Below are 26,948 nucleotides of genomic sequence, written 5' to 3'. Positions count from 1 at the left end.
CGAAAAAGCAGTGGGGCTCTCACTGCTTTTTTGTGCGTGCTGCAAAGGGATTTACCGAGAAACGGAGAAATAGTATACATACAGATCTTTCATATATGTTTATCATTTTAAGAATTGGGTATATACCACTATATCCTGCAATAAGGAGGTATTAGATGATCATCATTCTTTACTTAAGCGTCGCACTCATTGCCGTTGCATTTCTCATCCTCGTCATCTATCTGTCCAAAACATTAAAGTCCGTGCAGATGACTTTAACAAACGTTGCCTCGACTTTAGACGGCCTTGAAGGGCAGATGAAAGGCATTACCGCAGAGACAACCGAGCTGTTACATAAGACAAACCGTCTCGCGGAAGACATTCAGGAAAAATCAGAGAAATTAAATACGGTTGTCCATGCTGTCCAGGAAGTGGGAACTTCCGTCCAGCAGTTTAATACATCCATAAAGCAGGCAGCAGGTTCCGTTACGGCCTCTGTAAGAGAGAATCAGGATAAGATCAGTCAGGTTGTCACCTGGAGCCAGGCCGCTATGGAAATATGGGACAAGTGGAAGCAAAAGAAAAAAACATCGCTTTAATCATAAGAAAAATCCACTAAGGAGGAATCATAATGAGCAAAGATGGAATCAATAGTAAGGATTTTTTAATCGGAACGCTGATCGGGGGAATTATCGGCGCGACAACGGCGTTGTTTCTGGCGCCTAAATCAGGTAAGGAGCTGCGCGACGATCTCGGCAGTCAGGCTTCTGCGTTAAAGGATAAGACGGACAGAATGACGGCCGACGCGAAAGAAAAAGGCTCTCAATATGTCAGCATCGCCAAGGACAAAACATCTAATATCACCCAGCTGGTAGCTGATCAGTCAGGCCAGATTATGAATAAAGTGAAGGATTTAAAAGACCGTTCTAAGAGCACACTAACCGAGAAAGCCGAAGAGACGAGAAGCGAAATGCAGGACACGGCCCAAAGCATCAAGGCCGAAGCGGAAGACGCCGGGGAAAAAGCCGGTCAGGCAAATCGCTGATCTTCAATAAGGAGAGATAACCGACATGACAAAACAGCTGATATCGTCTGAAGAAGAGTTCAAAAATGCCGCTGAGAAAGAAAACACGCTCGTGTTTTTGAAACACAGCACAACCTGCCCGATCAGCCAAGCCGCGTTTCAGGAGTTTGACGCCTTTGCATCGGAGCATTCGGAAGTGCCTTCTTATTACCTGCAGGTGCAGGACAGCCGGCCGCTTTCAAACTATATCGCCGAGACATACGGCGTGAAACATGAAAGCCCGCAAGTATTCGTCATTACAAACGGCGAAGTGAAATGGCACGCGTCTCATTCACAAATCACAAAAAACGCAATAGAGCAGCACCTTTCATAATTGCTGGCCGCCGGTTGATACCGGCGGTTTTTTTTTGAAAAAAACTATTGATCATTTCAGCCGGATCATGTAGGATATCAATATACGTTACTTCAACGCATAAAAGCTTAAAAGCGTTTTGGTGATAAAGTAAAATGTGAAAAAATTTATTATTTCATATTCCTATTTTCGCATAACTGTAGTAAGATGCATGTTAACCATTAAAATAAAACATAGCATAGAAGGGATGAAAAAGATGAGCAACAAGGAATTAGAGAGCCTAAGACAGCAGGCAGACGCACTAAACTTAGAAATCCTTAAATTAATCAATGAACGCGGAGCCGTTGTAAAAGAAATCGGTAAAGCAAAGGAAGCACAGGGTGTCAACCGATTTGACCCTGTCAGAGAGCGTACAATGCTTAACCGCATTATTGAAAGCAATGACGGCCCATTTGAAAACTCAACGATCCAGCATATTTTCAAAGAAATTTTCAAAGCCGGACTTGAACTTCAAGAAGAGGATCACAGCAAAGCGTTGCTCGTCTCCCGGAAGAAAAAAGCAGAAGATACGATCGTTGATATTAAAGGCGAAAAAATCGGTGACGGCGATCAGAGATTCATCGTCGGACCTTGTGCCGTAGAAAGCTATGAGCAGGTTGCCGAAGTAGCGGCCGCAGCGAAAAAACAAGGCATTAAAATCCTGCGCGGGGGCGCGTTTAAACCCCGCACAAGTCCGTATGATTTCCAAGGTCTCGGTGTAGAAGGCCTGCAAATTCTTAAACGCGTCGCTGATGAATATGACCTCGCGGTGATCAGTGAAATCGTAACGCCCGCACACATTGAGCAAGCGATTGATTACATTGACGTCATTCAGATCGGCGCGCGGAACATGCAAAACTTTGAATTGCTGAAAGCGGCCGGCTCCGTTAAAAAGCCGGTATTGTTAAAACGCGGTCTTGCCGCAACAATTTCAGAGTTCATCAATGCAGCTGAATACATCATGTCACAAGGAAACGACCAAATCATTCTTTGTGAGCGCGGAATCAGAACGTACGAAACGGCAACGAGAAACACACTCGACATTTCTGCCGTGCCGATTTTGAAACAGGAAACTCACTTGCCGGTGTTTGTTGACGTCACACACTCAACAGGACGCCGCGATCTCCTGCTTCCGACAGCAAAAGCGGCGCTTGCGATCGGCGCTGACGGCGTGATGGCCGAAGTTCACCCTGATCCTTCCGTTGCCCTTTCAGACTCTGCGCAGCAGATGGATATACCTGAATTCGAGAAATGGCTGAACGAATTAAAGCCAATGCTGAAAGTAAAAGCATAATACAACGTTCCGCTCTTTAAAGGCCGCCTCGCGCGGCTTTTTTTCGTATCTTCATTTTATTTAATTATAAAATGAAAGTGAACGTTTTCATCACTGGGAAAAACGTGTATAATTTCATGAGAGATATTTAAATTTGATGAATAATGAAAAATAATGTACACTACTGACTTACGCTTACAATCATAAACGACAGAATGCGAAATCGTACGACATTTCTTTACATAAAGTGTTTATGCTATAGATAAGGATAAGTGTATCCAGTAAAAGGAGTGGTTTCAGTGAGCAACATTACGATATACGATGTGGCCAGAGAAGCAAATGTCAGTATGGCGACTGTTTCCCGCGTCGTGAACGGCAACCCGAATGTAAAACCGACGACCAGAAAAAAAGTATTGGAAGCCATTGACCGGCTCGGCTACCGCCCGAACGCGGTGGCAAGAGGGCTTGCAAGCAAAAAAACGACAACGGTCGGCGTCATCATCCCTGATATCTCAAGCATTTTCTACTCTGAACTTGCGCGTGGAATTGAAGATATCGCGACGATGTACAAATATAATATTATTTTAAGCAACTCGGACCAAAATCTTGAGAAAGAACTGCATCTGTTAAATACGATGCTTGGCAAACAAGTGGACGGTATCGTATTTATGGGCGGCAACATTACGGACGAGCATGTCGAAGAATTTAAGCGCTCTCCTGTGCCGATCGTCTTGGCGGCATCAGTGGAAGAACAGGGCGAGACGCCTTCTGTCGCCATTGATTATGAACAGGCGATTTATGATGCCGTTAAGCTTTTTATTGATAAAGGGCATCGCGATATTGCATTCGTCTCCGGACCGATGCAAGAGCCGATCAACCGTTCGAAAAAACTGCAAGGGTACAAACGGGCGCTTGAAGAAGCGGCGATTCCGTTTAACGAGCAATTCGTAGCGGAAGGCGATTACACCTATGATTCCGGTATGGAGGCGCTTCAAAGCTTGATGGGCCTTGACCGGAAACCGACGGCGATTCTTTCTGCGACGGATGAAATGGCCCTCGGCATTATCCATGCGGCCCAAGATCAAGGTCTTTCGATACCTGATGATCTTGATATTATCGGTTTTGACAATACGAGATTGAGCCTGATGGTCCGCCCTCAGCTTTCAACAGTCGTGCAGCCTACGTACGATATCGGCGCCGTGGCGATGAGACTTTTGACAAAACTGATGAACAAAGAGCCGGTTGAAGAGCATATCGTCGAATTGCCTCACCGCATCGAATTAAGACAATCAACCAAGTCATAAAAAAACGGAAAAGCAAGCTTCACTCTGAGGGGTGGAATCTTGCTTTTTTACTTGAGTAAGGAGAAGATATGAAACGTTTTGATTATCTGACGCCCGTTGGCTTTATGTTAGGCTGTATTATTGTCGCAATCGGTATTCTGTCAGGGACGGGACTGGCGGGAATCAGTTCATTTTTAGATTTGACTTCTTTTTTAATCGTCACAGGCGGCCTTGCTGCGGCGATCTTTATCAGTTTTCCGCCGAGGGATTTAAAGAAAACCCCTTCTGTTCTGAAACAGGTATTCTCCCGTCAGGATGACAATGTGAAAGAGCTTGTCAGAGTATTTGTCAGCCTTTCGGAGCAGGCGCGCAGGCAGGGGCTTCTGTCTCTGGATGACCAGGCGCGTGAGATCAAGGATCCGTTTTTAAAAAAAGGGCTTTTGCTTGCGATTGACGGCTGGGACGAGGAAACGATCCGGCTGGTGATGGATTCTGAGATCGCCGCGATGGAAGAAAGACACAGAAAAGGAAGACGCGTTTTTGAAAAAGCCGGTGATTTCGCACCCGCCTGGGGAATGATCGGGACGCTCGTCGGGCTCGTTCTCATGCTCAAAAACTTAAATGACCCGCATACCCTCGGACCGAACATGGCCGTTGCGCTATTGACGACGCTGTACGGAGCGCTGCTTGCCAACTTGGTATTTATCCCAATCGCGGCAAAGCTTGAAGAAAAAACGGAAAGTGAAATTTTCATCAAACAGGTCATGATCGAAGGGGTTGTCGGCATCCAATCGGGCAAAAATCCCCGCAACCTCGAAAGTCAGCTTGTCGTCTTCAGCTCAAGAGAAGACTGGCGTAAAGGACAGCCTGCGAACAAGAAAAAGGGCGCTGTCCATGAAGCTTAGAAAAGAGCGTTTTGAAAGAAGAAACAAACCGGAACATTCCGGCGGTTCACCAAGATGGATGGTGACGTTCGCTGACTTGATCACGCTCATTCTCGTGTTCTTTATATTGCTTTTTTCGATGTCGCAAATAGACGCGGAAAAATTTCAATCTGCCGTTTCATCGATTCATACAAACGGCAGCGGGGGTGAACCGGCGTCATCAGACAAAGCAAACGAAAATAAAGAACAGGATTTGCTGTTACAAAACGTGAAGACATACATAAAAGCGCATCATTTGAGTTCGAAATTGACGGCGAAGCGCGATGAGCGCGGAGTGGTTCTGGTGCTGCAGGAGGCCGTTCTGTTTCAGACAGGAAAAGCGGATGTGCTGAAAAACGCCGAGCCGGTTCTGCATCAGATCGCGGTGCTTTTAAAAACAATTCCGAATGACATACAGGTAGAAGGCCATACGGACAGCCGCCGGATTTCCACCTATCAATTTCCGTCGAACTGGGAGCTGTCGTCTGCAAGAGCGGCGAGTGTGATCCGGTATTTTACCGCGAATGAAGACTTTTCCGCCAAACGGTTTATCTCTGCCGGGTATGCGGATACGAAACCTGTGAAGGACAACAAAAGTCCCGGACATATGAAAGAAAACCGCCGTGTAGAAATTGTGATCAAAAAAACGACCTCCTCATAAGGTCGTTTTTTATTTTGTCTTATACCGCTGCTCAGACCGGATGGCAAAAAGTGCTTTTTCCACGGTTTGGGCATTTTTTTCTGAAATTTCTTCTTTGCGGGGAATCGGAGGATATAATTGTTCAGGATCACTCCAAAAAGCGGGCAACGTGCAGGGGGAGTGCTTCTGCCATTTATCAATCCATTTCTGCGGTATGCGTTCCCCGGGATCAATCCCTTTCATCTCAAGCCAAATGCGGCTCCATGCTCTCGGGACGACTCTCCAAATATCGTATCCGCCGCCGCCGACCGCGATCCATCTGCCGCTGCAATATTGATGGGCTAATGAATGAGCGAGCCGCGGGATCTCCTGATAAATGGAGATTGTATTGGACAGGTGTGTCAACGGGTCGTAATAATGGGCGTCCGCACCGTTTTGGGTAAGAATCACATCCGGTTTAAAAAAAGCCGCGATTTCTGAGGCGGCCGTTTTGTAAGCGTGAAGAAAGGAATCGTCCTCTGTGAAAGCGTCCAGCGGAATGTTAAAAGAATAGCCGTAGCCTTGCCCGCTTCCTTTTTCCAGTACCTGTCCCGTCCCGGGAAATAAATAACGCCCGGTCTCGTGAAAAGATACAGTGCAGACATCAGACCTGTCGTAAAACGTAAATTGAACGCCGTCGCCGTGATGAGCGTCTGTATCAATGTATAGCACTTTTGCCCCGTAGTTCTTCTGGATGTATTGGATGGCCACGGCGCTGTCATTATAGATACAAAAGCCTGAGGCCCTGCCGCGGAAGCCGTGGTGAAGGCCGCCTCCTAAATTGCAGGCGTGCCTAGCTTGTCCCGTCATGACATAATCAGCCGCCGTTAAGGTGCCGCCCACCAGAAGTGACGCGGCATCATGCATGCCGGCAAAAACGGGAGTGTCTTCCGTTCCGAGACCGTAGCTTTCTCCTTCCGCGGCAGGGAGCCGGCCCGCACCCGCTAGTTCCACCGCCTGTATATAATCCTCCGTATGAACGAGAGCCAACTCTTCTTTAGCGGCCGTGCGCGGTGTGACGATATCTCCTTCGTCAAACGCATCCGCCGCCTGAAGCAGATCGTATGTTAAAAGCACGCGGCGCTGATTGAACGGATGTTCCTGATGAAATTGATACGTCTGATAAGAAGGCGAGTAAACAAAAACGCTGTCTCTCATGGCTGATCCCTCAAATGTTTCGGCCATAAGACATTGTATCCGGCTTCTTGAACGGCACGGATAAAAGGGAGCGGATTCATCGTCTTCACCCGGAAGACGAGAATGTTCGACCCGGCGGAATCATGGGGATAGACGAGCACACTCAGGATTTGCAGCTGAAGATCACGGCACATGCAGCTGAGATCAGCAAGGCTTTTTGTCATATCCGTCACCAGGATTTCCACCTGTGATCCCGGCTGGGCCGCGCCTGTCAGGCTGACGAAAGTCCGGAGCACGTCGGTTTTCGTTAAAATGCCCGTCAGCTTATGGTTTACCGTAATCGGCAGACAGCCGATGCCGTGCTCATAAAAGGAAGCGGATATTTCTTCTACAAAGTCAAGCGGATGGGCGCAGATGACATTCCGCTTCATAATGGTCTCCACTTTGTTTGTCAGAAACGCGCCGCGTTCCTTTTGTTCAAAGCTGCCGGGGCCGGCCTGTTTAATGTCTCTATCTGTGACAATACCGGTGACGTGCAGCTCGTCGTCGATGACAGGGAGATGGCGGATATGATATGCCTTCATTTTACGGACGGCTGTTTCAATGGAGTCGTGTTTTGAGACGGTGATGACGTCCCGTTTCATGATTTGTTCTGCAATCATCTTTTTATCCCCTTTGTATGTCAGTCAATACATAAATCGCTGATAAAAACGAAGCCTGTCGAACTGTTCAATTGACTCCTGACTGACGTGCCTGCCGATGCGGGCCATCAGACAATTGGCCGGGTGAGAGCTGATTTCCGGTTCATCCGTTGCGAACCAGACAAGACCCCCGGCATTCATCATCTTTTCCATGATCTTTCTGTATTCCCACACATCTTTTTTCATTCCTTTTAAATCCCAATGCCAGTAATATTCCGTCGTCATGATGATGTACCGTTCCATCTGTTCATCCATCATGCTGACTGTCAGCAGCGTTTTTCCGACAGAACAGCCCCTGTAGCCGGGAGCGACCTCGATCGCCCCGAGTTCAAGGAGGTCTTCCATATTTCCGTCAGACCACCGTTCAAGCGGATCAGGATATAAATACGTCACATAGCCGATAATCGTCTGTCCGTCCCTGGCGATAATGATCCGACCTTCAGGAAGCCCGGCGATCTCGATTAACGCTTTGTGCTGTTCATGAGGAAGGCGAAAGGCTGTCAGGCCTTCATGAAACTCATACTGTGCTAGGTCATCTGGAGGAACGGGCCCTTCTACTAAAAGAGGGCCGGCTGCTGTCTGAATTAATGAAGAATGGTACGTTTTATGATGTTTCACTGATTCACCGCCTGTCGGTTCTTAATAAAAACACATCTCTCTTAAGCATAACAAAATATAAAGCGTTTTCAATAGTGTTGTAATTTATATTTTAAAAATTGAGAAAACTGTGAACATCTACTATAATTAGTCTATAGATAAGCAAAGGGGGATGTTGCATGAATTTGAAAGCGTTGCCGGCGGAAAAGGGGAATTATCATCTGCGAAATTATGAGGAAACGTACCGCAGCTTCGATTGGAAAGAGGTCGAAGCGGAGTTTTCCTGGCATCAGACGGGGAAGCTGAATGCGGCGTATGAAGCAATTGACCGTCATGCCGAATCATTTCGAAAAAACAAAGTAGCGCTGTATTACAAGGACGCAAACCGGGATGAAAAATACACATTTAAAGAAATGATGGAGGAATCGAACCGGGCGGGAAATGTACTGAGACGGTATGGAAACGTGGAAAAAGGGGACCGCGTTTTTATTTTCATGCCGCGTTCGCCGGAGCTTTACTTTATCATGCTCGGCGCAATTAAAATCGGTGCGATCGCCGGTCCTTTATTTGAAGCGTTTATGGAAGGCGCCGTCAAAGACCGCCTTTTGAACAGCCAGGCAAAGGTTGTCGTGACGACACCTGAACTGGCCGAACGGATTCCGGCGGACAGCCTGCCCGACCTCGAGCATATTTTCATTGTCGGCGGCAGCAAAGAAGCGGGAGATAAAATCATCCATTATGATAAAGCGGCTGAGGGAGAAAGCACGAGACTTGATATTGAATGGATGGACAGAAGAGACGGCTACCTGCTTCACTACACATCAGGATCTACCGGAACGCCCAAAGGTGTGCTCCACGTTCATGAAGCCATGATTCAGCAATACCAGACCGGCAAGTGGGTGCTTGATCTTAAAGAAGACGATATTTACTGGTGCACTGCGGACCCGGGCTGGGTGACCGGGACGGTGTACGGGATATTTGCGCCGTGGCTGAACGGAGCGGCGAATGTGATCGTCGGCGGCAGATTCAGTCCGGAAAACTGGTACGGCACGATTGAGAAGCTCGGTGTCAGCGTCTGGTACAGCGCTCCGACGGCTTTCAGAATGCTTATGGGCGCCGGAGATGAAATGGCATCCAAATTTGACCTTACTTCACTTCGTCACGTCCTGAGTGTCGGAGAACCTTTGAACCCCGAGGTCATCAAGTGGGGACATAAAGTATTCGGCAAGCGCATCCACGACACATGGTGGATGACAGAAACGGGCGGTCAGCTCATCTGCAATTATCCTTGCATGGAGATCAAGCCGGGTTCAATGGGGAAACCGATTCCGGGAGTGGAAGCGGCGATCGTTGACAATCAGGGAAATGAGCTTCCGCCGTACCGAATGGGAAATCTCGCCATTAAAAAGGGCTGGCCGTCGATGATGGATTCCATTTGGAATAACAAAGAGAAATATGATTCTTATTTCATGCCGGGCGGCTGGTATGTTTCCGGAGATTCTGCTTATATGGATGAAGACGGTTATTTCTGGTTCCAAGGCAGAGTCGATGATGTCATCATGACATCCGGCGAGCGCGTCGGCCCGTTTGAAGTCGAAAGCAAACTTGTTGAACATCCGGCGATTGCCGAAGCCGGCGTTATCGGAAAGCCGGACCCTGTCCGGGGAGAAATTATTAAAGCGTTTATCGCGCTCAGAGAAGGGCATGAGCCATCCGATCAGCTGAAGGAGGACATTCGCCTCTTTGTAAAACAGGGGCTTGCCGCGCATGCCGCACCGCGGGAAATTGAATTCAAAGATAAACTTCCAAAAACACGGAGCGGAAAAATCATGAGACGTGTGCTGAAGGCATGGGAGCTGAACCTGCCGGCAGGCGACCTGTCCACAATGGAAGATTAAAGACGGCGTTGACATCGTATCTTATTTATGTTAAAAATGAGTAAGCTTCATACGAAAAGGTTTTGATTGAGACAAGTAGGGTATCTGATTGTTCAAGAGAGCTGATGGCCGGTGAAAATCAGCACATAAGATATGCCGAATACACTCATGAACCGCTTTTGCGAACAAAGCCATTCCAAGGCTTTCAGTAGTGAAAGAGCGGACACGGTCCGTTATCAAAAAGAGTGATAAAAGCTTTTTTTATGTTTTTATTAGTAGGGTGGTACCGCGATTATATCGTCCCTTCGTTTTAAACGAAGGGGCGTTTTTTATTTTCATAAACAAAGGAGCAGACAAAATGACTAACTTATTAGAGGATTTATCATTCCGCGGCTTAATCCAGCAAATGACGGATGAAGAAGGACTGAATAAACAGCTGAACGAAGAAAAAATCCGTTTATACTCAGGGTTTGACCCGACGGCTGACAGCCTGCACATCGGACACCTTCTGCCGATATTGACACTGCGCCGTTTCCAGCTTGCAGGCCACCATCCGATTGCGCTTGTAGGCGGCGCGACGGGACTGATCGGCGATCCGAGCGGCAAAAAAGCGGAGCGTACGTTAAATACTCAGGATATCGTTGTCGAATGGTCGCAAAAAATTAAAAATCAGCTTTCCCGATTTTTAGATTTCGAGGCCGGAGAAAACCCCGCTGTCATAGCGAACAACTTTGATTGGATCGGAAAGCTGAGCATTATTGAATTTCTCCGTGACGTCGGAAAGAACTTCGGAATTAACTACATGCTTGCGAAAGATACTGTAAGCTCAAGAATTGAAACCGGAATTTCTTACACAGAATTCAGCTACATGATCCTGCAATCCTACGATTTTCTGAATCTGTACAGAGAAAAGAACTGCAAACTCCAAATCGGAGGCAGTGACCAGTGGGGCAACATCACGGCCGGTCTTGAACTGATCAGAAAATCAGAAGAAGAAGGGGCGAAAGCTTTCGGTCTTACCATTCCGCTCGTCACAAAAGCTGACGGCACGAAATTCGGCAAAACGGAAGGCGGCACCATTTGGCTTGATAAAGAAAAAACATCGCCGTACGAATTCTACCAGTTCTGGATCAATACAGATGACCGCGACGTCGTCAAATACTTAAAATACTTTACTTTCTTGTCAAAAGAGGAAATTGAAGCTTATGCTGAAAAAACGGAGACGGCTCCTGAGAAAAGAGAAGCGCAGAAACGTCTCGCCGAAGAGGTGACTGTTCTTGTACACGGCCGCGAAGCGCTTGAGCAGGCCGTTCATATCTCCCAGGCGCTATTCAGCGGCAATATTAAAGAGCTTTCCGCTCAAGACGTCAAGGTAGGATTTAAAGATGTACCTTCGTTTGAAAAAGACCGCTCTGAAGAACTGTCTTTAGTAGACGTGCTTGTGGAATCTAAATTGTCGCCTTCAAAACGGCAGGCCCGCGAAGACATTCAAAACGGAGCTGTTTACATTAACGGCGAGCGCCAGACGGACATCGGGCATCTTCTGACTGCGGAAGACCGCATTGAAGATCAATTTACCGTACTGCGCCGCGGAAAGAAAAAATACTTCCTGATCACGTACTGAAAATAAAAAGCAGTCCGGCCGCTCAATGCGGCAGGCTGCTTTTTTATGTTTTGTGAATACTGCACGGGGAAATGAGTACAGTACATAGTATAAGCAAAACAGGGAAGGGGTGCTGCGCCGTGAATTTCATGTTTACCATCGCAAAAGAAAGATTGCAGCGGGATCATTGGGAACAGCAGCAAAGCATAAATGCCGAAGCCAAAGCCGAGGAATCAGAGACGGAAGAAGAAAATCCGACATCATAAAGGGAAAGCCTCCATTCTGCGGAATGGAGGCTTTTGATTGTCACCATATCAGCCTGACGGCGGCCATCAGCACGACTCCTGTGATGACCGTGATGGATAAGCTTTTTGTCCGCATCGCGCAAAGCAATGTCGGGATGAGAACGATCATTGCTTTCCAATCAAAGGTCAAAGCGCTGTTTGTTTTCACAATCATGCTTTCCGTTACCAGAGCCGTCAAAATACAAAGCGGAATAAAGGAGAGCCATTTTAAAGCCAACTCAGGCATCTGAATGTTCCGGACAAATATAAACGGAACAATGCGCGGCACAAGTGTAACAATCATGCAGCCGAGTATAATCCAGATCATTTGTGTGCTGATGCTCATTTGTCCGTCACCACCCCGATCGTTGCCACAATCACGGTTGAGGCGATAACCGCGATGTGTGACGGGACGAAATACGATAACAAGACCATAAAAATGATCATATAGAGAATTAAGGAGAGGCTGTGCTTCAGCTTTTCCGAAGCGGACGACTGCAATTGCAGCACAAGCAGCGCCGCAAACATAGCGGGCAAAGCAAAGTCCAGGCCGAGCGCGTAAGGATCAGATATCCATTGTCCGAGAAGCCCGCCCATCACGCAGGAAATAACCCAGCACACGTAAGCGGTTATATTGAGACCGTTCATCCACTTATCGTATAACCTGCCGTTCTGAGCCGCTTTGTTCACCGCTACCCCGAAAGATTCGTCAGTAAGCAAAGCCCCGAAGCCGATATTTTTCGCCAAAGAGTATTTCGTGAAATACGGCGCGATGGTCAGGCTCAGCAGAAGGTGCCGCAGATTGACGATAAACGTCGTTAAAATAATGGCGGAAATAGGACTCCCGGAAACAAGGAGCGAGCAAATAATAAATTGGGCGGCGCCGGCATAGACACATAAAGATAACAAACAAATTTCAAGAATGCTTAGATGTGAGGCAACGCCAACGATGCCGAAAGCAAAACCGATGCTCATATAGCCCAGCAGCGTAGGCACACAATCCCGCACCCCCTGTAAAAACGTATCGTTCATTTCCCGGGAAACGGCGGTTTTTTGCACTTCTGTGTTAATCATTTTTTATACTCCTTTCATAGAGATTATAATGATAACGACTAATGAAAAAATCAAAGAAAATACGGTTCACATTTATATGAACCGATTTCCGGTGACGACATGAAATAACGAATGATTTTGTTTCATCAGGCCTTCAACTTTCTCAGCCCCGACTTCTTTCACAAGCTCCGCGAACATCAGATCGTGCCTCATATATTCCATAGCCACGAGAACGAGAGCGGGATCTTCTGATTTAATGGCCCAGGCATTCGTCTGCGGAGAAAAATTGGCGATTAAGACTTCTTTATTATCGCGGGCAGCTATCGTTAATCTCCCGCCCATCCGTTTCTCCGCCACTTCAGGAGACATATTATGATTTGTCGTATTTCCAAGTTTCACTTCCGGAGGGCCGAACACAATCGAAAAGACGGGCAATTGTTCGGCGGCGCGTTTGTTAGCGGCTTCTTGAATAAAGGGAATCTGCTGTTCCCAGACAGACAGCCACAACTCTTCCTCGGCTTTTTCAATCATATCCTTCATCTCATTGATGACATGATCATTCGTGCTGATGCGGCGGATGACATTCATCTCCTGCTCGCTTTCCAGCGCCAATAACTTTTCCTCAAGGTAGCCGAATGAGCTCTCGAAATCGTGCCGGAGCCGGTCGATTAATTCCTTTCCGGCCAGCGGGGCATATGTAACCGGATCAGACGGCACAATATGGACAGCGCCTTTATCAACTAATTTCCCCAATACCTCATAGATCATTGAGCGGGGGACGCCTGACCTTTTGCTGATTTCATATCCGGTAACAGGCGAGTGTTTCAACAAGCCGATATATGCTTTACATTCATATTGAGAAAATCCAAATTTCTGTAATTCTTTCAGAACATCCTCCATAAACATCCTCCATAAACATCCTCCGTAGTGGTTATTCATGAAACTACTATAATGTAAGCGATTATATCTTGTCAATGGGACTTGAGTGCTGAAAGAAAGGTGCGCCTGTTTTGTCGCTTTCCAACTTAGTTTATGGTGAGTTACATGTATGGCTTTTGTGAAAAACGTTGCCGTAGACCCACACGAATGCCGTTTGATACGATAAATTCAAGAAGTTAAAAAGAGGAGGATCACGGTGGAAAACACCTCTAAAATCGCTTTTTTATCGGTTATAAGCAATTCCCTGGTCGTCATGCTCAAAATAGTGGTGGGGATAATAACCGGATCTGTCGCGATACTTTCTGAAGCCATTCATTCTTTTTTAGATTTGATCGCCGCCTTCATCGCCTTTATCTCCGTCAGGATTTCAAAAAAGCCGGCTGATACAGGGCATCCGTACGGTCATGGAAAAGTCGAGAATCTGTCGGGGACTATCGAGACGATTCTGATTTTTGCGGCAGGGATTTGGATGATATATGAATGCGTTCAAAAACTGGTCAACCCGGCGCCGGTTCATCTGCCCGTATTGGGCATTGTTGTGATGCTTGCGGGGGCTCTCATTAATTTGATCGTTTCGAAGTTCGTAAAAAGAGAAGCCGAAAAGGTTAATTCCGTGGCAATGAAATCAAATGCCCTGCATTTACTGACTGACGTGTACACATCATTAGGCGTAGCGGCAAGCCTTTTGGTCGTTACCATAACGGAGTGGTACATACTTGATCCCATTATAGGTATGGTGCTGGCGATGTATATCATATATGAAGCGTTTAAGTTAATGAAAGAAGCATTCCCGCCGCTGATTGATACCCGTTTGTCGGAAGAGGAAGAAAAAACAATTTTAAAGATTATTGAAACATTTCAACAGGAATTTATTGAAATTCACGATTTTCGTACAAGACGCTCCGGCCCGCAGGAGTATATTGATTTTCACCTGGTCGTAGCCTCTCACGTGACGATTAAAGACGTGCACGACCTGTGTGACCGCATTGAAAGAGATATTACGAATGAATTCAAACAAGCACAGGTAATGATTCACCCCGAGCCGGAGAGCGAGAGGAAGAAATAAATCGATTTTATGTTTGCGTTTGTTCCCGGCAAAAGGCCCGTTCCCACGGGTCTTTTTGTTGTATAAATGACTATTTCTCGCTCATATGAGAGAGAAGCTTATACACGTGAGGGGTTCATTTCATACGTTATGTTGTAAAGAAAAAGGGAGGTGAACAGAATTGAACGCTATTTCTGTTAAAGAAATTGAACATGGAGTTGCCGTTGCGGAAAGAGAAGGTTTAGGGGAGTATTTATACCAAGAACCGGTTTCTAAAAAATGTTCGCGCCGTTCCCGCAGCAGAAAACGGACACACCGTTCCCGCAGCAGAAGACGGACGCATCACCGGACACACCGTTCCCGCAGCAGAAGACGGACGCATCACCGGACACACCGTTCCCGCAGCAGAAGACGGAGCCATCACCGGACACACCGCTCCCGCAGCAGAAGACGGACGCATCACCGGACACACCGTTCCCGCAGCAGAAGACGGACGCATCGCCGGACACACCGTTCCCGCAGCAGACGGTCTCATCAAAAACGTACCCGCAAACGCTGTTTTAAATGCTGACTGCAGACTCTATTACAAGTAACGGGGATCTGCTATAATGGCAAGAGAACTGCATAAAAGATCCGGTATCATCATCTGCGGACACTGAACTGACAACATGGCGCTGTTTGTTCGTGTCCGTTTTTTATGTCAAAAAAGATGCCGGAGGATAAAAAGGAAGGGATGACGCCGAATGAAGCTGAATGAGGATTTTTATAACTCTGAAGGAAAGACAGTCTCTTTGCCAAACATAAGCAGCAAGCTTTTGCATATCACGGACAGCGGGCATATCAGCATTGACTTCATCAGCATAAGCAGGCTGCGGAAGGCTTCAAAAATCGCGATCTTAGGTGACAGCGTCGCCCGGGGGCTGCGTGCGGAATACGGCTTTGGTGACATTCTGAAAGACCGGACAAACGCTGAAATAACCAATCTGTCTGTCAGCGGCGTTAACATGAGCAACAACGGAAGCGGTAACATTTATCAGCAGGCGCTTAAAACAAAGGGACATGATGTCATCATTGTCCAGGGAACAGATGATGATTGGTGCAACCACATTCCCATCGGCACAGATGAAAAGGATATCACCACATTTTACGGAGGCTTCTGCCAAGTGATCCAGCAGCTGCGGAGCGGAAATAAAGGCGCGAGCATCATTGTGGTGACCCCAACGAGACAAGCAAAAATATCAAAAGGAAAAATCGTCCGCCGTGATACTGATAAAAATAAACTGGGCCTGAAGCTGGCTGACTATGTGAAAGCCCAAAAAGAAGCCTGCACACTCCTCTCTGTACCGTATGCCGACCTGTTTGATACAGATCTCATCGACCCGTATAATCCCGCTTTCCGCAGCATGTGCATGTCAGAAGGTCTTCATCCGAACGAGAAAGGGCATCAAATCATATTTCAGGAAATCTGCCGGAATTATTATTACTATTATGGGTAACACAGCGCTAACAGATTATTTTCGGCTTTGCTTTTCTAAAAGCTCAATTATTCTTTGAGATGCGTGTCTTTGCGCTCTCAAAAGCGAGATGATATTACCGGTAAAACCGATTAAAATGATAAGCAGCAAGATGATCATCCACATAGCGAACCTCCTGTCGAGTGTCGAAAAACCCACTCTTAATTTTACTTATTATGGATGGGGAAGAGAATAGGTCTAACTATTGGTGTTTCTTTATAAATCCATAAAAAAAGCACAGACTGAACGGGTCTGTGCTTTTTTCTCTTATTTCAGCAGGTTCAATGATTCACGATTAAAGGCTTCCAAATCGTCAGGTGTTCTGCTCGTTACGATGTTATGGCTCACGACGACTTCTTCATCTTTATAATGTGCGCCGGCATTGATTAAGTCTTTGCGGATGCTGCGGAATCCCGTGATATCTTTTCCTTTAAGAAGGTCGGTATCAATCAGTAGCTGCGGGCCGTGGCAGATTGCGAAAACAGGTTTCTGATCTTCCACGAATGCTTTAGTGAATTCACCCGGGCGGTCATCTCCGCGCAGAAGATCCGGTGAAAAGCCTCCGGGAATCAATAACGCATCGAATTCCTTGGCGTCTGCGTCTGAGATCGCTTGATCAATCTTTACTTTCTCACCGTGCTTGCCCGTCACTTCTTTCCCTGCTTCCAAATCTATTGTCACCACACTGTGGCCCGCTTCTTTAAATGCGTCCGCCGGGCTTGTATATTCAATATCCTCAAATTGATCTGTCATCAGAACTGCGATTTTTTTGCTCATACATCATGCCTCCTGTGAATTTGTATATGACAAGAATATCAGGCAGATTCCCGCCTCACAACGTATTTGCTTATGAAAAAAGACCCCTCTGAAAAAGAGGAGCCAAAAGGTACGGAGGTCTGCTGAAACTTACGTGTTTAACTTGAGATAAGGCAAGAAATCGAACCAATTACTTTTTGCGTCTTTTTTTATGCTTTTTACACCCGCATTTCCCCGGATCTCCCGGATCAATGACTTCGTGAATTGTTTCTTCCTTATAAACGTGGCGGGGAACATAACGGATATGCTCTCTGTTAATGTGTTTGATGGGATGGACGTAAACCACTTCTTTGTCAGTATACTTGTCAGTCACAATATACTTAGGGTCACAGTAATACACTTTCGATTTTTTACCCATTCATCTCACCTCCCGTATTTTATTAAATGCTGGCAAGGAGGGTTTTGCATCGGACAAGTACACCGTGGCAAGTCCACAATTTTTCATATGCAATTTCGTTTTTCTGGTTTTTCCTGAATCCGCCTCAAATTGGAACGGTTAACCCTTTTTGAGCGGGGAAATCTATAAAAAAGAATTCAAAAACGATTCTTTTCTCAGGTCAATCGAGATGCATACATCTTTAGGGGGATTTCAGAATGCTCGATGAAAAAACGATTGAAATCATTAAAAGCACAGTGCCGGTCTTAGAAGAGCATGGTGAAGAAATCACAGGCCGATTTTATGACCTGCTGTTTCAGCATCACCCTGAGCTGCTGAATATCTTTAATCAGACAAATCAAAAGAAAAAAACACAGCGTACGGCCTTGTCGAATGCTGTGATCGCGGCCGCAGCCAATATTGACCGGCTGGAAAACATCGTTCCCGTCGTCAAACAAATCAGCCATAAGCACCGGAGTATCGGTGTTAAGCCCGAGCATTACCCAATCGTTGGAAAGTACTTGTTAATCGCGATAAAGGATGTGCTAAAAGACGGGGCCGCTCCTGAGGTCATTCAGGCATGGGAAAAAGCATACGGCGTCATTGCAGACGCTTTTATCGGAATTGAGAAGGACATGTATGAACAAGCGGAAACGCAAAAAGGCGGCTGGAAAGACTATAAGGCGTTTACAATTGATAAAAAGGTAAAAGAAAGCAAGGAGATAACGTCGTTTTATTTAAAACCGGAAGACGGACAAGTTCTCCCCGAATTCAAAGCGGGGCAGTATATCAGTGTAAAAGTATACATTCCGGACACGGGCTATACGCATATCCGCCAGTACAGCTTATCCGACGTGTCCGGTAAGGATTATTACCGGATTTCCGTTAAAAAAGAAGGGGTTGTTTCCTCATATCTGCATGACCAATTACACGAAAAGGATTCAATTGAGATCAGCGCTCCGGCCGGGGATTTCGTATTAGACCCTGATTCCAAAAAGAATCTCGTTCTCATCAGTGCCGGTGTCGGAATTACTCCGATGATCAGCATGTTAAAGACGGTTGCCAAAACCCAGCCGCAGCGAAACGTTCTCTTTATCCATGCGGCAAGGAGCGGAGAGTATCATGCGTTGCGGCATGAGGCTGAAGAAGCCGCGGAACACTCATCCGTTGACACCCTCTTTATTTACAGCGAGCCGTCCGAACAAGACCGTTCAGAAAACATTCGTTTTCGGGAAGGCCGGATTGACAAAAAGCTGTTAGAAGAAGTGATGACAGATAAAGATGCTGATTTTTACCTGTGCGGATCACCGTCGTTCATTAAAGAAATGAAAAAGCTGATTTCTGAATTCAATACACCGCCGGAATCCATTCACTATGAATTATTCGAACCCCAGCTGAGTATGGTGTGATGGAAGAAGGAAGGACGATGATTTTAATGTATGAAGCACCCGGATTGGGTGCTTTTTTATTCTCTTGCAAGGAACGATTGAATTAAGTGCCGCCGCATGTTAAAAACACATGAGCCGAGAGTTGGATATTAGCGTGATTGCTCTCAGTCAGCTTTCTCACGGGGCGTTGAACAGCGGCAGGATAAACGACCGATGATGTCAGACATAAGAGAATCGGGACACATTGAACAGGACGCGGATGTCATTGGGGTTCTTTATCGGGATGATTATTACGACAAGGAAAGTGAGAGCAAAAATTTATTGAGATCAAATAGGCAAGCAGCGAAACGGCCCGGTCGGAACTGTTTCACTCGTGTTCATCAAAGAGTACGGGCTTTTTGTCAACTTGGAGCGGCGTTTTGACGATTAGAGATTGGTATGAAGCAGCGCTCCGAAACAATTATTACTCACTTATCCTGCTGATCGAATTTTTGGTGTGCGAGAAAAAAAACGGTGCGGCTGCAGGATTCGGAAGAGGTGCTGAATTTTTATTTACAAGAGAAATTTAAAGACGGGATGAACGCTTATTTGTTGGTATACGAACAACGGATTTAAAGGAGGAAACAGTATGAGATTAATCAGTTTAGATCATATAAAGAGATAAACTTGTCATAGACACGACACAGTACGGTTACTTTGCGGTTATTCTATCCAATGGAGCTGCAAGGATGGCTCCGCTCCCCACATACAGGGAAACAAAGATAATTACAAATCATGGCAAGATCACCCGCGTTAAATGGGACGAAGGAGAATTGTTTAATTGGATACAAGTCCAAGACGGAAAGCCTGCGGACACTGATCATTGTACAGAATTACTGTGCTCTGATTGGTGTCCGTTTTTTTGTTTTCCGGAAGCGGCTTATTTAAGGGGAATTAAACAGGAGGAAACATATGTAAGATTTAATCATTGAATATAAAAGCGCATTGAAAGATGTACCGGCAGTTATCGGAGGTTGCTGACAGTCTCTTAACCGCTGAACAAAACAGCGATAAAAAGATTATTGGCGGCATGATAAGCGACATTGAATACAATCGAATGGCTGCAGAACGGAAGACAACCCGGCGCCCGCCGTGGTGCTGATCGCAGGGATGCGTATAAAAGGACGATCCTTTCTGATCCGCGTTTAATTGATGCGCTGCCGGAAGAATATGCAATCGTTCAGGACCCTGATGGAGAGGCAAGCGATTGGAACAGGGAAAGAATAGCGATCTTTATCTGTACTGACAGACCGCGAGAAAGATATTTTTATCATGCACGCTGTGCAAAATATGTTTATGAAGAAATAGCTGCTTTACTCAATATAAAAAAAGGAACCGTCCAAAAGAATATTGAACGATCCCTCTTAAAAATGAAAAATAGAGCAAATGACAGCCTTTTTGTTTAGCTTAACAGGCTGTCTTTTTTATGATGATCTTTTATTAATGCCAAGCCGCTCACGTAATGCAAATTGAAGAAGCTGCGAAAAGTTTACACCTTCTTTTTCTGCTGCTTCCGCCAGCCATTTAGGTACAGTAAGTGTCTTTTTCACCGCTTTGTTTTCCATTTCATCACGGACAATATCTGTCCAGGCGCTTACCATAACAACAAAACCGGTTGCCGGCACTTTGATATATTTTGGAGCGGAGGGGGAAGGGATGTCTTCGCCGTCTTCTTCCATGCCATATAGAAAGCCTTCGAGCGCATCTTTTGCCATGATCATAGCATCATCCACGTTCTCGCCTTCTGAAATGCAGCCGGGTAAATCGGGAAAGGTAATTGTGTAGCCGTCGCTTCCGTTTTCTCCTGCATCAAAAATCGCCGGAAATAAATACTTTGCCATATATATAAAACCTCCTTACAAGGGGGTTGTTTAAGTATAGAATTTAGTGTGCTGGGTTTGAAGTCTTTTTTGGATGTGGGACTGTTACCGTGCCCGGTTTGGTTGGATGTTAAAGTGGTGATGACTACCAACAACCCGCTTTAAATACTACTCACCTTTAGTAAGTATCTTTACGATATCTCTTGATAATTTCATGTTTCCCTTCCTTACATATAGGATTATAATGCGTATTATTTATACGTGTTGATACTTATTTGTGAAAAAAAGCATTTTTTGTCTTGCGGTTGAGTCTAATTTGTGAAAGGAACTTTTTGTTCGACAAATTTTTTCAAATGGTTCCTTTATCGCTCTCCTTTACCGATAATAAGGAAGGAGGGATCTAATTTGAGACTTAATATTAAAAACATCATATTCATATTTGTTATTGTTTCTTTATTTCTTGGAGATTTGCTACTTTACTCAGGAATATTAAATATGTTTTTTAAAGATAAAGAAACTATATGGGCTGGGTTAATTGCTTTTACTGGTGCAATATTAGGAGGTGCAATTACATATTATGGTGTCAAACTTCAGATTCAGCACAGAGAAAAAGAAATTTTTATGAGCACTGTGACTGAAACTTTGACCAAGATAAATGTTTTAATGAGTTTTCTAACACCTAGTTTCAATAGCTTTTTCTTTTTAGAACATTGTTATATGGATGAAGATATTAAGGCAAGGCATATACGAAGAAGTGTTATAGAATTTAACAAAGTTCTAACGGCACAAAAAGATATTGTTTACAAATATATTGATTATGAATTGGTAGAATTAATTGAATTTCACCAGAAGTTCTTACATTTGCAAAATGAAAAATTGAGTTATAAAGAGGCGCATGCTGCAATGGAAAAATGCAGAGATATTTACACTGTGTTGAATAATGGAAAAGAGAGAGTAAAACAAAAGTATAGAAAATATAAAAGAACAGAATAGCAATCTTCGGGGTGCTTTTTTATATTCCATGTAAACAACTCTGGTGAATCGTTCGACAAATTTTGCAAACAGTTCCTTCATTACGCTCTTTCACTGATAATAAGGTGGGAGGGGAAGCAGATTGAAAAAAATATTTATAATTATTCCTATACTAATTTTTGTTCTATCCGGTTGTGGTCTAGAAACAAAAGAGGCTGAAACTTTTTTAAAAGAGCTATCAAAAAATAAATCATTATCACAATATCTTAGTGGGGAGCCAACTTTAGAATATACAAACTCAATAAAAAAATATTATGAATTTAAAATTAATTTATCCATGAATAAGAAATTTAATAAACTCTCTGATAAAGAAAAATATAAAACTCTTTACCAAGTTTATGAGTTAATTAAGGATAAAGGCTTTTCTTATAAGATCAGTTGTGGGGATAAGTATACTTGTTCAGTAGATGAATTACATGCCAAGTATAACAACGATGATTATACAATTGATTTTAAAGATGGTTATTCTTTGAATCAGTTAGAAAAAAACGATGAAGTTATTTTTGATGTGGAGGATGAGAAAGAGAAAAGTAAAGAAAATTTATCAGAAGAAGAGACTCAATCATCTAGTGACCAAATCATATATGATTACATGGAAAACGAATTTAATAGAATTACAAATTACGGGGAGAATTACACCCCTGAGATACATGATTCAATGGTTGCTGAACTTGCAAGCAAAAAGTTCGGTATAACAGCTGAAGAAGCAAATGAAATATACGTGAGCATGTCTATGAATAAATATAAATAACTATAACTGAGATAAATCTTGAAATTAAATCTATAATTATGCTAGCGCCTCAAAATGAGGCGCTTTTTTATATTCTCTGTAAACTTCACCCGGTGATTCTCAGGATAAACAATTGGCGGTTAACGGCTTGAGTGCGGGGGCAGTTTAGAAAGAATATGATTGGAGGGATTACATGAAAACAATTAGTCAAGCCTTTGAGGAATTAGGAAAGAATCTGAGGTGTGCGGCTGAAAGGATGCCAACGCCCAAGCCGCTTTCCACTGAAGCTTTTATTATGTTGAGTAAAGGAGATAGAGCATGGAAACAATTTATGCGCACCCATTTGAAACGTCATGGTTTATTGCGCTCACGTTCTTCTGCTTGTCGTGTGTAGTCTGTTCAGGTGAATCAGAAAAGGAATAAGCATGGCAAGGCAACGTGACGAATTAGACAAAATCTATAATACAGCAAGCTGGAAGCGGGTAAGAAAAGCCGTTCTAATTAGGGACGGCTATTTGTGTTGTGAGTGACGTCGTCGTGGATTAATAGGAGGCAAATACGGTCCACAATCTCAACACATTAAGAGATGATCCAAGCGGGGCATTTGATCTTGATAATCATAAAACGATCTGTTTAAAGTGCCACAACAGGAGGAACCCGGAAAGAAGCGGTGGGGAGAAGGAAAAAACGATTATATGAAAGTAACACTTATAGCGGAAAATATGGAAGGTTTTTTCTCCATAATAGAGAATTTTTAGGGAAGGATGTTAAAGCAGGTAAATCATATTCAAAGTCGTATTATCCTAAAAAGACAAAGTTTTTTATGTCCCAACATACTTCGGTAGCCGGCTGGAAAGGTTCACTTCCTGATACTTCAACTGGAACATTGGCTCCTGCTCTTGCGAATAAAATAGCAATGCTGTATCCAGAGATAATAAATACTCACAGCAAAAAAACAATGCCCTTACCGGCTAAAGCAAATTTCCCGGCTGTACCTGTCGATAAAAGAGCTAAATGGGATAGCAGAACGGATCGAGGTAACTATATAAAGAAGTACATCGACACATACGGTGATCCGAAGTGGAATTGGAGTTCATTCGATATTCACCATGTGCTTCCGCTAAAGTATGGGGGAAAAAATAACTTTAATAATTTGTATCCTCTCCCTCGTGATATGCACCAAAATCTATTAAATCCTTGGAGGGATAAATATTAATAAGTAAGAGGTGGCTCAATGGCAGTTTTTGTTGAAAAAACGATCCAGGGTCTAAAAGAATTAATTGATGAAAAAGGCCGCTTAAAAATTTTAGGGAATGAAGGAACTCTTTTAGAAACAGAATGTACTTTCTCTAAAGGTGCAACAGATCTGGAGATTGAGAGTTTTGAGAAGAAAATAAAAGTCTCACTTCCTGAAGATTATAAAACCTTTTTAAAATTGCATAACGGAGCCAGAATATTTGATTTGTTGATTTACGGTGAGAATGTAGGTGGGGGTTTGCATATTCTTAATGTAGAAGAGATTGAAAAGTATATGCAAAATGGTTTTTTAAAGCCTCAGTTTATTCCCGTCGCACATCTGTTAGACGGATGTTATTTGTTAATTGACAAAACCAAAATATCCACAGATCCAAACTATTTATGGTTCCGCGGATTTGTCGAGTATGAACCAATGCAACTTAATTTTGAGATATTTTTAGATAGGTATATTTTATCTCAGGGATCAAGTTTTTGGGAATGGAATATCTACACTGCTGAAAATTATTATAGGACTCACCAGGGTGATGAGGATTAACCTTTCCTACAGTTGGGTTGGTTCATTTTTACTATTAGACTTCGATTTGAACTTTTAAAAATAGGTTTAATTTAAGAGACGAACCGATTAATTGGTGTATAGAGGATTTATAAAAAGCGCAGATACTCTGCGCTTTTTTATTTAAGTATTTTCCGAATCATTCGCAGCCCGTTTTTGGAAGAAGGATAACGGAAAGCGAAGTCGAAGCGGTTCGTTTGTTTGACGACGCTTTTTTTGTGCGTAAACGTGTTAAAGCTGTCAAATCCGTGATAGCTGCCGATGCCGCTTTCCCCGACGCCGCCGAATGGCAAATACGGCGTCGCAACATGCATTAACGTATCATTGACACAGCCTCCGCCAAACGACAGATTCTCTAAAACAGCGCGCTCAGTTTCTTTGTTTGTGGTGAAGAGATACAGGGCGAGCGGCTTTGGGCGTGATTGGACTTTCTCAATGACTTCCCCGATATCACGGTATGTAAAGAGCGGAAGAATCGGCCCGAAAATCTCCTCCTGCATCACTGGAGAGTCATCCCTCACTTGTTCGAGAATGGTCGGCGCAATTTTATGATGAGCGGGATCAGATTGTCCGCCTGTGAGCGGGATGCCATCATGCAGAAAGCTGAGCAGCCGCTGATAGTGGCGTTCACTGACGATTTTGCCGTACTGCGGATTTTGTTCAGGCTGAGGGCCGTAAAATTCGCTGATCGAACGCTTCATTTCTTCTGTGAGCTTCGTTTTGATATCTTGGTGGACAAATAAATAATCCGGTGCGATGCAGGTTTGCCCTGCATTTGTAAATTTCCCGAAGACGATGCGTTTGGCGGCAAGCTGTATATCAGCATCCTTATGGACAATGCAGGGACTTTTGCCGCCGAGCTCCAAGGTAACGGGAATTAATTGTTTGGCGGCGGCCTCCATGACGATTTTTCCCACGGCAACGCTTCCGGTGAAGAAAATATAGTCAAAGGGCTGCTGTAATAACACAGTGCTGACGTCGGGTCCGCCCTCCGCCATAGCGACATAGTCACTCGGAAAAACGCTGCTGATGAGTTTGGAAAGAACAGCGGAAACCGCCGGCGTATATTCTGACGGTTTAAGAACGACTGTGTTTCCGGCCGCAATGGCTCCAATCAAGGGTGAAAGCGCCAGCTGCAAGGGATAGTTCCAAGGCGCAATCACCAAAACGGTTCCATACGGCTCAGGGATGATGATGCTCTTGGAGCCTAGGTGAGTCAGAGGCGTTTTGGCTCGTTTCGGTTTGATCCATTTCCCAAGCCGCTTCATCACAAAACTGATTTCCTCCAGTACAATTCCGATTTCTGTTGTGTACGACTCCTGTTCGGATTTGTGGAGATCCTGATAGAGAGCGGCTGTTATATCGGCTTCTTGTGTTTTGATGGCTTGTTTCAGCTTTTGCAGCATGTTCAGTCTCGATTCTAGCTGTCTCGTATGCCCCGCCGCAAAATAGGCTTTGTGCTTGCTGACGATAGAGGGGATGCTGTTCATTTCGTCTCTCCTTTTTGTAAGGTATGGTGATTTATTATGTGGAAAATTTCTTCTGCTTGTCAAATGGGGGTTTCTAATGTACATGTAGCTGAAAAGCCAGTAGGCACATAAAAAAAGCCCCGGACAGGGGCTTTTTTTAATAAAGAGAGGGAGCATCTGTCCATTATTCTGACAGCCCAAAAGAAAAACCCCGGAAACATTGTCATTACAACATGTCCGGGGTTTAATCCAATGCTCTTTAAAGAGCGTTTTACTTAACGGGAGTAGAACTCAACGATAAGCGCTTCGTTAATTTCCGGAGCAAGCTCAGAGCGCTCTGGAAGACGAGTGAATGTACCTTCAAGCTTTTCAGCGTCGAAAGTAAGGTACTCAGGAACGAAGTTGTTTACTTCTACAGATTCTTTGATGATAGAAAGGTTTCTTGATTTTTCGCGAACACCGATTGTTTGACCAGGTTTTACTTGGTAAGACGGAATGTCAACGCGGCTTCCGTCAACAAGGATGTGACCGTGGTTAACTAATTGGCGTGCTTGACGGCGAGTGCGCGCAAGACCGAGCTTGTACACAACGTTATCAAGACGTGCATCTAAAAGAATCATGAAGTTTTCGCCGTGTTTACCAGTCATTTTTGCAGCTTTGTCAAACAATGTGCGGAATTGACGTTCGTTTACACCGTACATGTGACGAAGTTTTTGCTTTTCTTGCAATTGCAAACCGTATTCTGATAGTTTTTTACGCTGTCCCGGACCGTGGGGACCTGGTGCGTAAGGGCGTTTTTCTAATTCTTTACCTGTACCGCTAAGAGAGATTCCTAAACGGCGAGACAGTTTCCAAGATGGACCTGTATAGCGAGCCATAATGTGACTCCTCCTTTGGTTTTATTTTGTGGAAAATAAAAACCGTCTGTTCGATCCGACCGTGCACATTTTGTTTTCATGTATCCTCGCTCCAGCAGCAGAGAGTTACACGATACACCTTACAGCTAAGGAACAAAATGCAAACACAGAAGCTGAACAAAAAGGCTGCAATATTTCACACAAAGAACATTATATGATTTTTCCCCGCCGCCGTCAACCATTTCTCCATGAAGAGTGCCGGTTTATGATATAATGTACAAAAATGAGTAGTACATGTTTAGGTGATAA

General features: G+C 44.6%; 34 protein-coding genes, 3 pseudogenes and 1 other annotated feature. Of the genes and pseudogenes, 24 read left to right on the top strand and 13 right to left on the bottom strand.

The window, feature by feature from the left end; genetic code table 11:
• The first annotated feature begins 155 nt into the window (after nucleotides 1–155).
• The 7 genes from G9F75_RS05230 (at nucleotide 156) to motS (ending at nucleotide 5,534) form a co-directional block, all read left to right on the top strand.
• Nucleotides 156–578 (top strand): DUF948 domain-containing protein, encoded by a 423-nt coding sequence (locus tag G9F75_RS05230; protein WP_007408777.1) that lies wholly within the window; start codon nucleotides 156–158, stop codon nucleotides 576–578.
• Nucleotides 579–610: 32 nt separating this feature from the next.
• Nucleotides 611–1,024, top strand: a complete 414-nt coding sequence (locus G9F75_RS05225; RefSeq protein WP_003152380.1) for a YtxH domain-containing protein — start codon at nucleotides 611–613, stop codon at nucleotides 1,022–1,024.
• A 25-nt stretch (nucleotides 1,025–1,049) separates the two neighbouring features.
• The gene (ytxJ, locus tag G9F75_RS05220) at nucleotides 1,050–1,376 is read left to right on the top strand and encodes a bacillithiol system redox-active protein YtxJ (protein WP_014418654.1); all 327 of its coding nucleotides are present in this window, start codon (nucleotides 1,050–1,052) and stop codon (nucleotides 1,374–1,376) included.
• A 235-nt stretch (nucleotides 1,377–1,611) separates the two neighbouring features.
• Nucleotides 1,612–2,688 carry a bifunctional 3-deoxy-7-phosphoheptulonate synthase/chorismate mutase gene (locus G9F75_RS05215; protein ID WP_003152383.1) on the top strand — a complete coding sequence of 359 codons (1,077 nt, stop codon included), beginning with the start codon at nucleotides 1,612–1,614 and terminating at the stop codon, nucleotides 2,686–2,688.
• Between the two features lie 278 nt (nucleotides 2,689–2,966).
• The gene (ccpA, locus tag G9F75_RS05210) at nucleotides 2,967–3,971 is read left to right on the top strand and encodes a catabolite control protein A (RefSeq protein WP_003152385.1); all 1,005 of its coding nucleotides are present in this window, start codon (nucleotides 2,967–2,969) and stop codon (nucleotides 3,969–3,971) included.
• 68 nt (nucleotides 3,972–4,039) lie between these two features.
• Nucleotides 4,040–4,855 carry a flagellar motor protein MotP gene (gene motP, locus G9F75_RS05205; protein WP_007408775.1) on the top strand — a complete coding sequence of 272 codons (816 nt, stop codon included), beginning with the start codon at nucleotides 4,040–4,042 and terminating at the stop codon, nucleotides 4,853–4,855.
• Nucleotides 4,845–5,534 carry a flagellar motor protein MotS gene (gene motS, locus G9F75_RS05200; protein ID WP_003152387.1) on the top strand — a complete coding sequence of 230 codons (690 nt, stop codon included), beginning with the start codon at nucleotides 4,845–4,847 and terminating at the stop codon, nucleotides 5,532–5,534. Before motP ends, motS begins: the two co-directional genes overlap by 11 nt.
• 9 nt (nucleotides 5,535–5,543) lie before the next feature.
• Here motS and G9F75_RS05195 read toward each other — a convergent pair whose 3' ends face one another.
• From G9F75_RS05195 to G9F75_RS05185, 3 genes are read right to left on the bottom strand one after another with little or no spacing between them, the layout of a single operon-like run.
• The gene (locus tag G9F75_RS05195; protein WP_014418653.1) at nucleotides 5,544–6,710 is read right to left on the bottom strand and encodes an acetoin utilization protein AcuC; all 1,167 of its coding nucleotides are present in this window, start codon (nucleotides 6,708–6,710) and stop codon (nucleotides 5,544–5,546) included.
• Entirely contained in the window at nucleotides 6,707–7,351 is a 645-nt protein-coding gene (locus G9F75_RS05190) for an acetoin utilization AcuB family protein (protein WP_014418652.1), read from the bottom strand. Before G9F75_RS05190 ends, G9F75_RS05195 begins: the two co-directional genes overlap by 4 nt.
• Before the next feature lie 24 nt (nucleotides 7,352–7,375).
• Nucleotides 7,376–8,008: a GNAT family N-acetyltransferase gene (locus G9F75_RS05185; RefSeq protein ID WP_014418651.1), complete on the bottom strand. Its 633-nt coding sequence runs from the start codon at nucleotides 8,006–8,008 to the stop codon at nucleotides 7,376–7,378.
• A 158-nt stretch (nucleotides 8,009–8,166) separates the two neighbouring features.
• On the opposite strand from G9F75_RS05185, the gene acsA reads away from it, so the two are divergent.
• The 3 genes from acsA to sr7p all read left to right on the top strand — a co-directional run bounded on the left by acsA (nucleotide 8,167) and on the right by sr7p (nucleotide 11,733).
• Complete coding sequence (gene acsA / locus G9F75_RS05180; RefSeq protein ID WP_014418650.1) at nucleotides 8,167–9,885, top strand: acetate--CoA ligase; 1,719 nt, start codon at nucleotides 8,167–8,169, stop codon at nucleotides 9,883–9,885.
• 53 nt (nucleotides 9,886–9,938) lie between these two features.
• Nucleotides 9,939–10,172, top strand: a binding site (T-box leader).
• Between the two features lie 50 nt (nucleotides 10,173–10,222).
• On the top strand, nucleotides 10,223–11,488 hold the full coding sequence (gene tyrS / locus G9F75_RS05175; RefSeq protein WP_167408950.1) for a tyrosine--tRNA ligase: 1,266 nt from the start codon (nucleotides 10,223–10,225) through the stop codon (nucleotides 11,486–11,488).
• A 119-nt stretch (nucleotides 11,489–11,607) separates the two neighbouring features.
• On the top strand, nucleotides 11,608–11,733 hold the full coding sequence (sr7p, locus tag G9F75_RS20045; protein ID WP_007408768.1) for a small protein SR7P: 126 nt from the start codon (nucleotides 11,608–11,610) through the stop codon (nucleotides 11,731–11,733).
• Nucleotides 11,734–11,773: 40 nt separating this feature from the next.
• Here the strand turns inward: sr7p and G9F75_RS05170 are convergent, their stop codons facing one another.
• From G9F75_RS05170 to G9F75_RS05160, 3 genes are all read right to left on the bottom strand, one after another.
• A complete protein-coding gene (locus G9F75_RS05170; RefSeq protein ID WP_007408767.1) occupies nucleotides 11,774–12,097 on the bottom strand; it encodes an AzlD domain-containing protein in 324 nt (107 codons plus the stop codon).
• On the bottom strand, nucleotides 12,094–12,825 hold the full coding sequence (locus G9F75_RS05165; protein ID WP_014418649.1) for an AzlC family ABC transporter permease: 732 nt from the start codon (nucleotides 12,823–12,825) through the stop codon (nucleotides 12,094–12,096). The genes G9F75_RS05170 and G9F75_RS05165 overlap by 4 nt, the downstream gene beginning before the upstream one ends.
• 72 nt (nucleotides 12,826–12,897) lie before the next feature.
• Nucleotides 12,898–13,704: a TrmB family transcriptional regulator gene (locus tag G9F75_RS05160; protein WP_007408765.1), complete on the bottom strand. Its 807-nt coding sequence runs from the start codon at nucleotides 13,702–13,704 to the stop codon at nucleotides 12,898–12,900.
• A 235-nt stretch (nucleotides 13,705–13,939) separates the two neighbouring features.
• Here G9F75_RS05160 and G9F75_RS05155 point away from each other — a divergent pair, with 235 nt between their 5' ends.
• From G9F75_RS05155 to G9F75_RS05145, 4 genes and pseudogenes are all read left to right on the top strand, one after another.
• A complete protein-coding gene (locus tag G9F75_RS05155; RefSeq protein WP_065180599.1) occupies nucleotides 13,940–14,809 on the top strand; it encodes a cation diffusion facilitator family transporter in 870 nt (289 codons plus the stop codon).
• Between the two features lie 160 nt (nucleotides 14,810–14,969).
• Nucleotides 14,970–15,020: pseudogene (locus G9F75_RS20280) on the top strand (hypothetical protein); the annotation flags it as partial.
• A 47-nt stretch (nucleotides 15,021–15,067) separates the two neighbouring features.
• On the top strand, nucleotides 15,068–15,352 hold the full coding sequence (locus tag G9F75_RS05150; RefSeq protein ID WP_167408949.1) for a hypothetical protein: 285 nt from the start codon (nucleotides 15,068–15,070) through the stop codon (nucleotides 15,350–15,352).
• 179 nt (nucleotides 15,353–15,531) lie between these two features.
• Nucleotides 15,532–16,284, top strand: coding sequence for an SGNH/GDSL hydrolase family protein (locus tag G9F75_RS05145; protein ID WP_014418647.1), 753 nt, complete (start codon nucleotides 15,532–15,534; stop codon nucleotides 16,282–16,284).
• A gap of 15 nt (nucleotides 16,285–16,299) precedes the next feature.
• Here the strand turns inward: G9F75_RS05145 and G9F75_RS20040 are convergent, their stop codons facing one another.
• From G9F75_RS20040 to G9F75_RS20275, 4 genes are all read right to left on the bottom strand, one after another.
• Complete coding sequence (locus tag G9F75_RS20040) at nucleotides 16,300–16,428, bottom strand: hypothetical protein (protein ID WP_014721673.1); 129 nt, start codon at nucleotides 16,426–16,428, stop codon at nucleotides 16,300–16,302.
• 141 nt (nucleotides 16,429–16,569) lie between these two features.
• A complete protein-coding gene (locus G9F75_RS05140; protein WP_065180600.1) occupies nucleotides 16,570–17,079 on the bottom strand; it encodes a type 1 glutamine amidotransferase domain-containing protein in 510 nt (169 codons plus the stop codon).
• 169 nt (nucleotides 17,080–17,248) lie between these two features.
• Nucleotides 17,249–17,476 (bottom strand): hypothetical protein, encoded by a 228-nt coding sequence (locus G9F75_RS05135; protein WP_021494455.1) that lies wholly within the window; start codon nucleotides 17,474–17,476, stop codon nucleotides 17,249–17,251.
• A gap of 5 nt (nucleotides 17,477–17,481) precedes the next feature.
• On the bottom strand, nucleotides 17,482–17,553 hold the full coding sequence (locus tag G9F75_RS20275) for an SWIM zinc finger family protein (protein WP_223204447.1): 72 nt from the start codon (nucleotides 17,551–17,553) through the stop codon (nucleotides 17,482–17,484).
• A 159-nt stretch (nucleotides 17,554–17,712) separates the two neighbouring features.
• On the opposite strand from G9F75_RS20275, the gene hmpA reads away from it, so the two are divergent.
• The 5 genes and pseudogenes from hmpA to G9F75_RS05105 all read left to right on the top strand — a co-directional run bounded on the left by hmpA (nucleotide 17,713) and on the right by G9F75_RS05105 (nucleotide 20,327).
• Nucleotides 17,713–18,903, top strand: a complete 1,191-nt coding sequence (gene hmpA / locus G9F75_RS05125) for an NO-inducible flavohemoprotein (protein WP_104842751.1) — start codon at nucleotides 17,713–17,715, stop codon at nucleotides 18,901–18,903.
• A gap of 103 nt (nucleotides 18,904–19,006) precedes the next feature.
• Nucleotides 19,007–19,312 (top strand): annotated as a pseudogene (locus G9F75_RS05120) (DnaB-like helicase C-terminal domain-containing protein); the annotation flags it as partial.
• The gene (locus G9F75_RS05115) at nucleotides 19,281–19,451 is read left to right on the top strand and encodes a hypothetical protein (RefSeq protein WP_014418644.1); all 171 of its coding nucleotides are present in this window, start codon (nucleotides 19,281–19,283) and stop codon (nucleotides 19,449–19,451) included. The pseudogene G9F75_RS05120 and the gene G9F75_RS05115, both read left to right, overlap by 32 nt.
• Before the next feature lie 159 nt (nucleotides 19,452–19,610).
• Nucleotides 19,611–19,853, top strand: a complete 243-nt coding sequence (locus G9F75_RS20270) for an XtrA/YqaO family protein (RefSeq protein WP_014418643.1) — start codon at nucleotides 19,611–19,613, stop codon at nucleotides 19,851–19,853.
• Nucleotides 19,846–20,327, top strand: a pseudogene (locus G9F75_RS05105) (sigma-70 family RNA polymerase sigma factor). Before G9F75_RS20270 ends, G9F75_RS05105 begins: the two are co-directional and overlap by 8 nt.
• Nucleotides 20,328–20,345: 18 nt before the next feature.
• Here the strand turns inward: G9F75_RS05105 and G9F75_RS05100 are convergent.
• Nucleotides 20,346–20,762 (bottom strand): type II toxin-antitoxin system HicB family antitoxin, encoded by a 417-nt coding sequence (locus G9F75_RS05100; RefSeq protein WP_014418641.1) that lies wholly within the window; start codon nucleotides 20,760–20,762, stop codon nucleotides 20,346–20,348.
• A 384-nt stretch (nucleotides 20,763–21,146) separates the two neighbouring features.
• Here G9F75_RS05100 and G9F75_RS05095 point away from each other — a divergent pair, with 384 nt between their 5' ends.
• The 5 genes from G9F75_RS05095 to G9F75_RS05075 all read left to right on the top strand — a co-directional run bounded on the left by G9F75_RS05095 (nucleotide 21,147) and on the right by G9F75_RS05075 (nucleotide 24,295).
• The gene (locus G9F75_RS05095) at nucleotides 21,147–21,734 is read left to right on the top strand and encodes a hypothetical protein (protein ID WP_128496792.1); all 588 of its coding nucleotides are present in this window, start codon (nucleotides 21,147–21,149) and stop codon (nucleotides 21,732–21,734) included.
• A gap of 121 nt (nucleotides 21,735–21,855) precedes the next feature.
• On the top strand, nucleotides 21,856–22,524 hold the full coding sequence (locus tag G9F75_RS05090; protein ID WP_063636784.1) for a hypothetical protein: 669 nt from the start codon (nucleotides 21,856–21,858) through the stop codon (nucleotides 22,522–22,524).
• A 172-nt stretch (nucleotides 22,525–22,696) separates the two neighbouring features.
• The gene (locus tag G9F75_RS05085; protein WP_128496790.1) at nucleotides 22,697–22,897 is read left to right on the top strand and encodes a hypothetical protein; all 201 of its coding nucleotides are present in this window, start codon (nucleotides 22,697–22,699) and stop codon (nucleotides 22,895–22,897) included.
• 276 nt (nucleotides 22,898–23,173) lie between these two features.
• Nucleotides 23,174–23,719: an HNH endonuclease signature motif containing protein gene (locus G9F75_RS05080; protein ID WP_167408948.1), complete on the top strand. Its 546-nt coding sequence runs from the start codon at nucleotides 23,174–23,176 to the stop codon at nucleotides 23,717–23,719.
• 18 nt (nucleotides 23,720–23,737) lie between these two features.
• A complete protein-coding gene (locus G9F75_RS05075) occupies nucleotides 23,738–24,295 on the top strand; it encodes an SMI1/KNR4 family protein (RefSeq protein ID WP_167408947.1) in 558 nt (185 codons plus the stop codon).
• A 137-nt stretch (nucleotides 24,296–24,432) separates the two neighbouring features.
• Here G9F75_RS05075 and G9F75_RS05070 read toward each other — a convergent pair whose 3' ends face one another.
• Nucleotides 24,433–25,803 carry an aldehyde dehydrogenase gene (locus G9F75_RS05070; RefSeq protein ID WP_053284947.1) on the bottom strand — a complete coding sequence of 457 codons (1,371 nt, stop codon included), beginning with the start codon at nucleotides 25,801–25,803 and terminating at the stop codon, nucleotides 24,433–24,435.
• Nucleotides 25,804–26,057: 254 nt separating this feature from the next.
• Complete coding sequence (gene rpsD, locus G9F75_RS05065; protein ID WP_003152406.1) at nucleotides 26,058–26,660, bottom strand: 30S ribosomal protein S4; 603 nt, start codon at nucleotides 26,658–26,660, stop codon at nucleotides 26,058–26,060.
• Between the last annotated feature and the right edge of the window lie 288 nt (nucleotides 26,661–26,948).

Source organism: Bacillus sp. EKM208B (assembly GCF_011800725.1).
Classification (GTDB): Bacteria; Bacillota; Bacilli; order Bacillales; family Bacillaceae; genus Bacillus; species Bacillus velezensis.
Note: the sequence above shows the minus strand (reverse complement) of the source record. Positions and strands in the feature narration are given on the sequence as shown.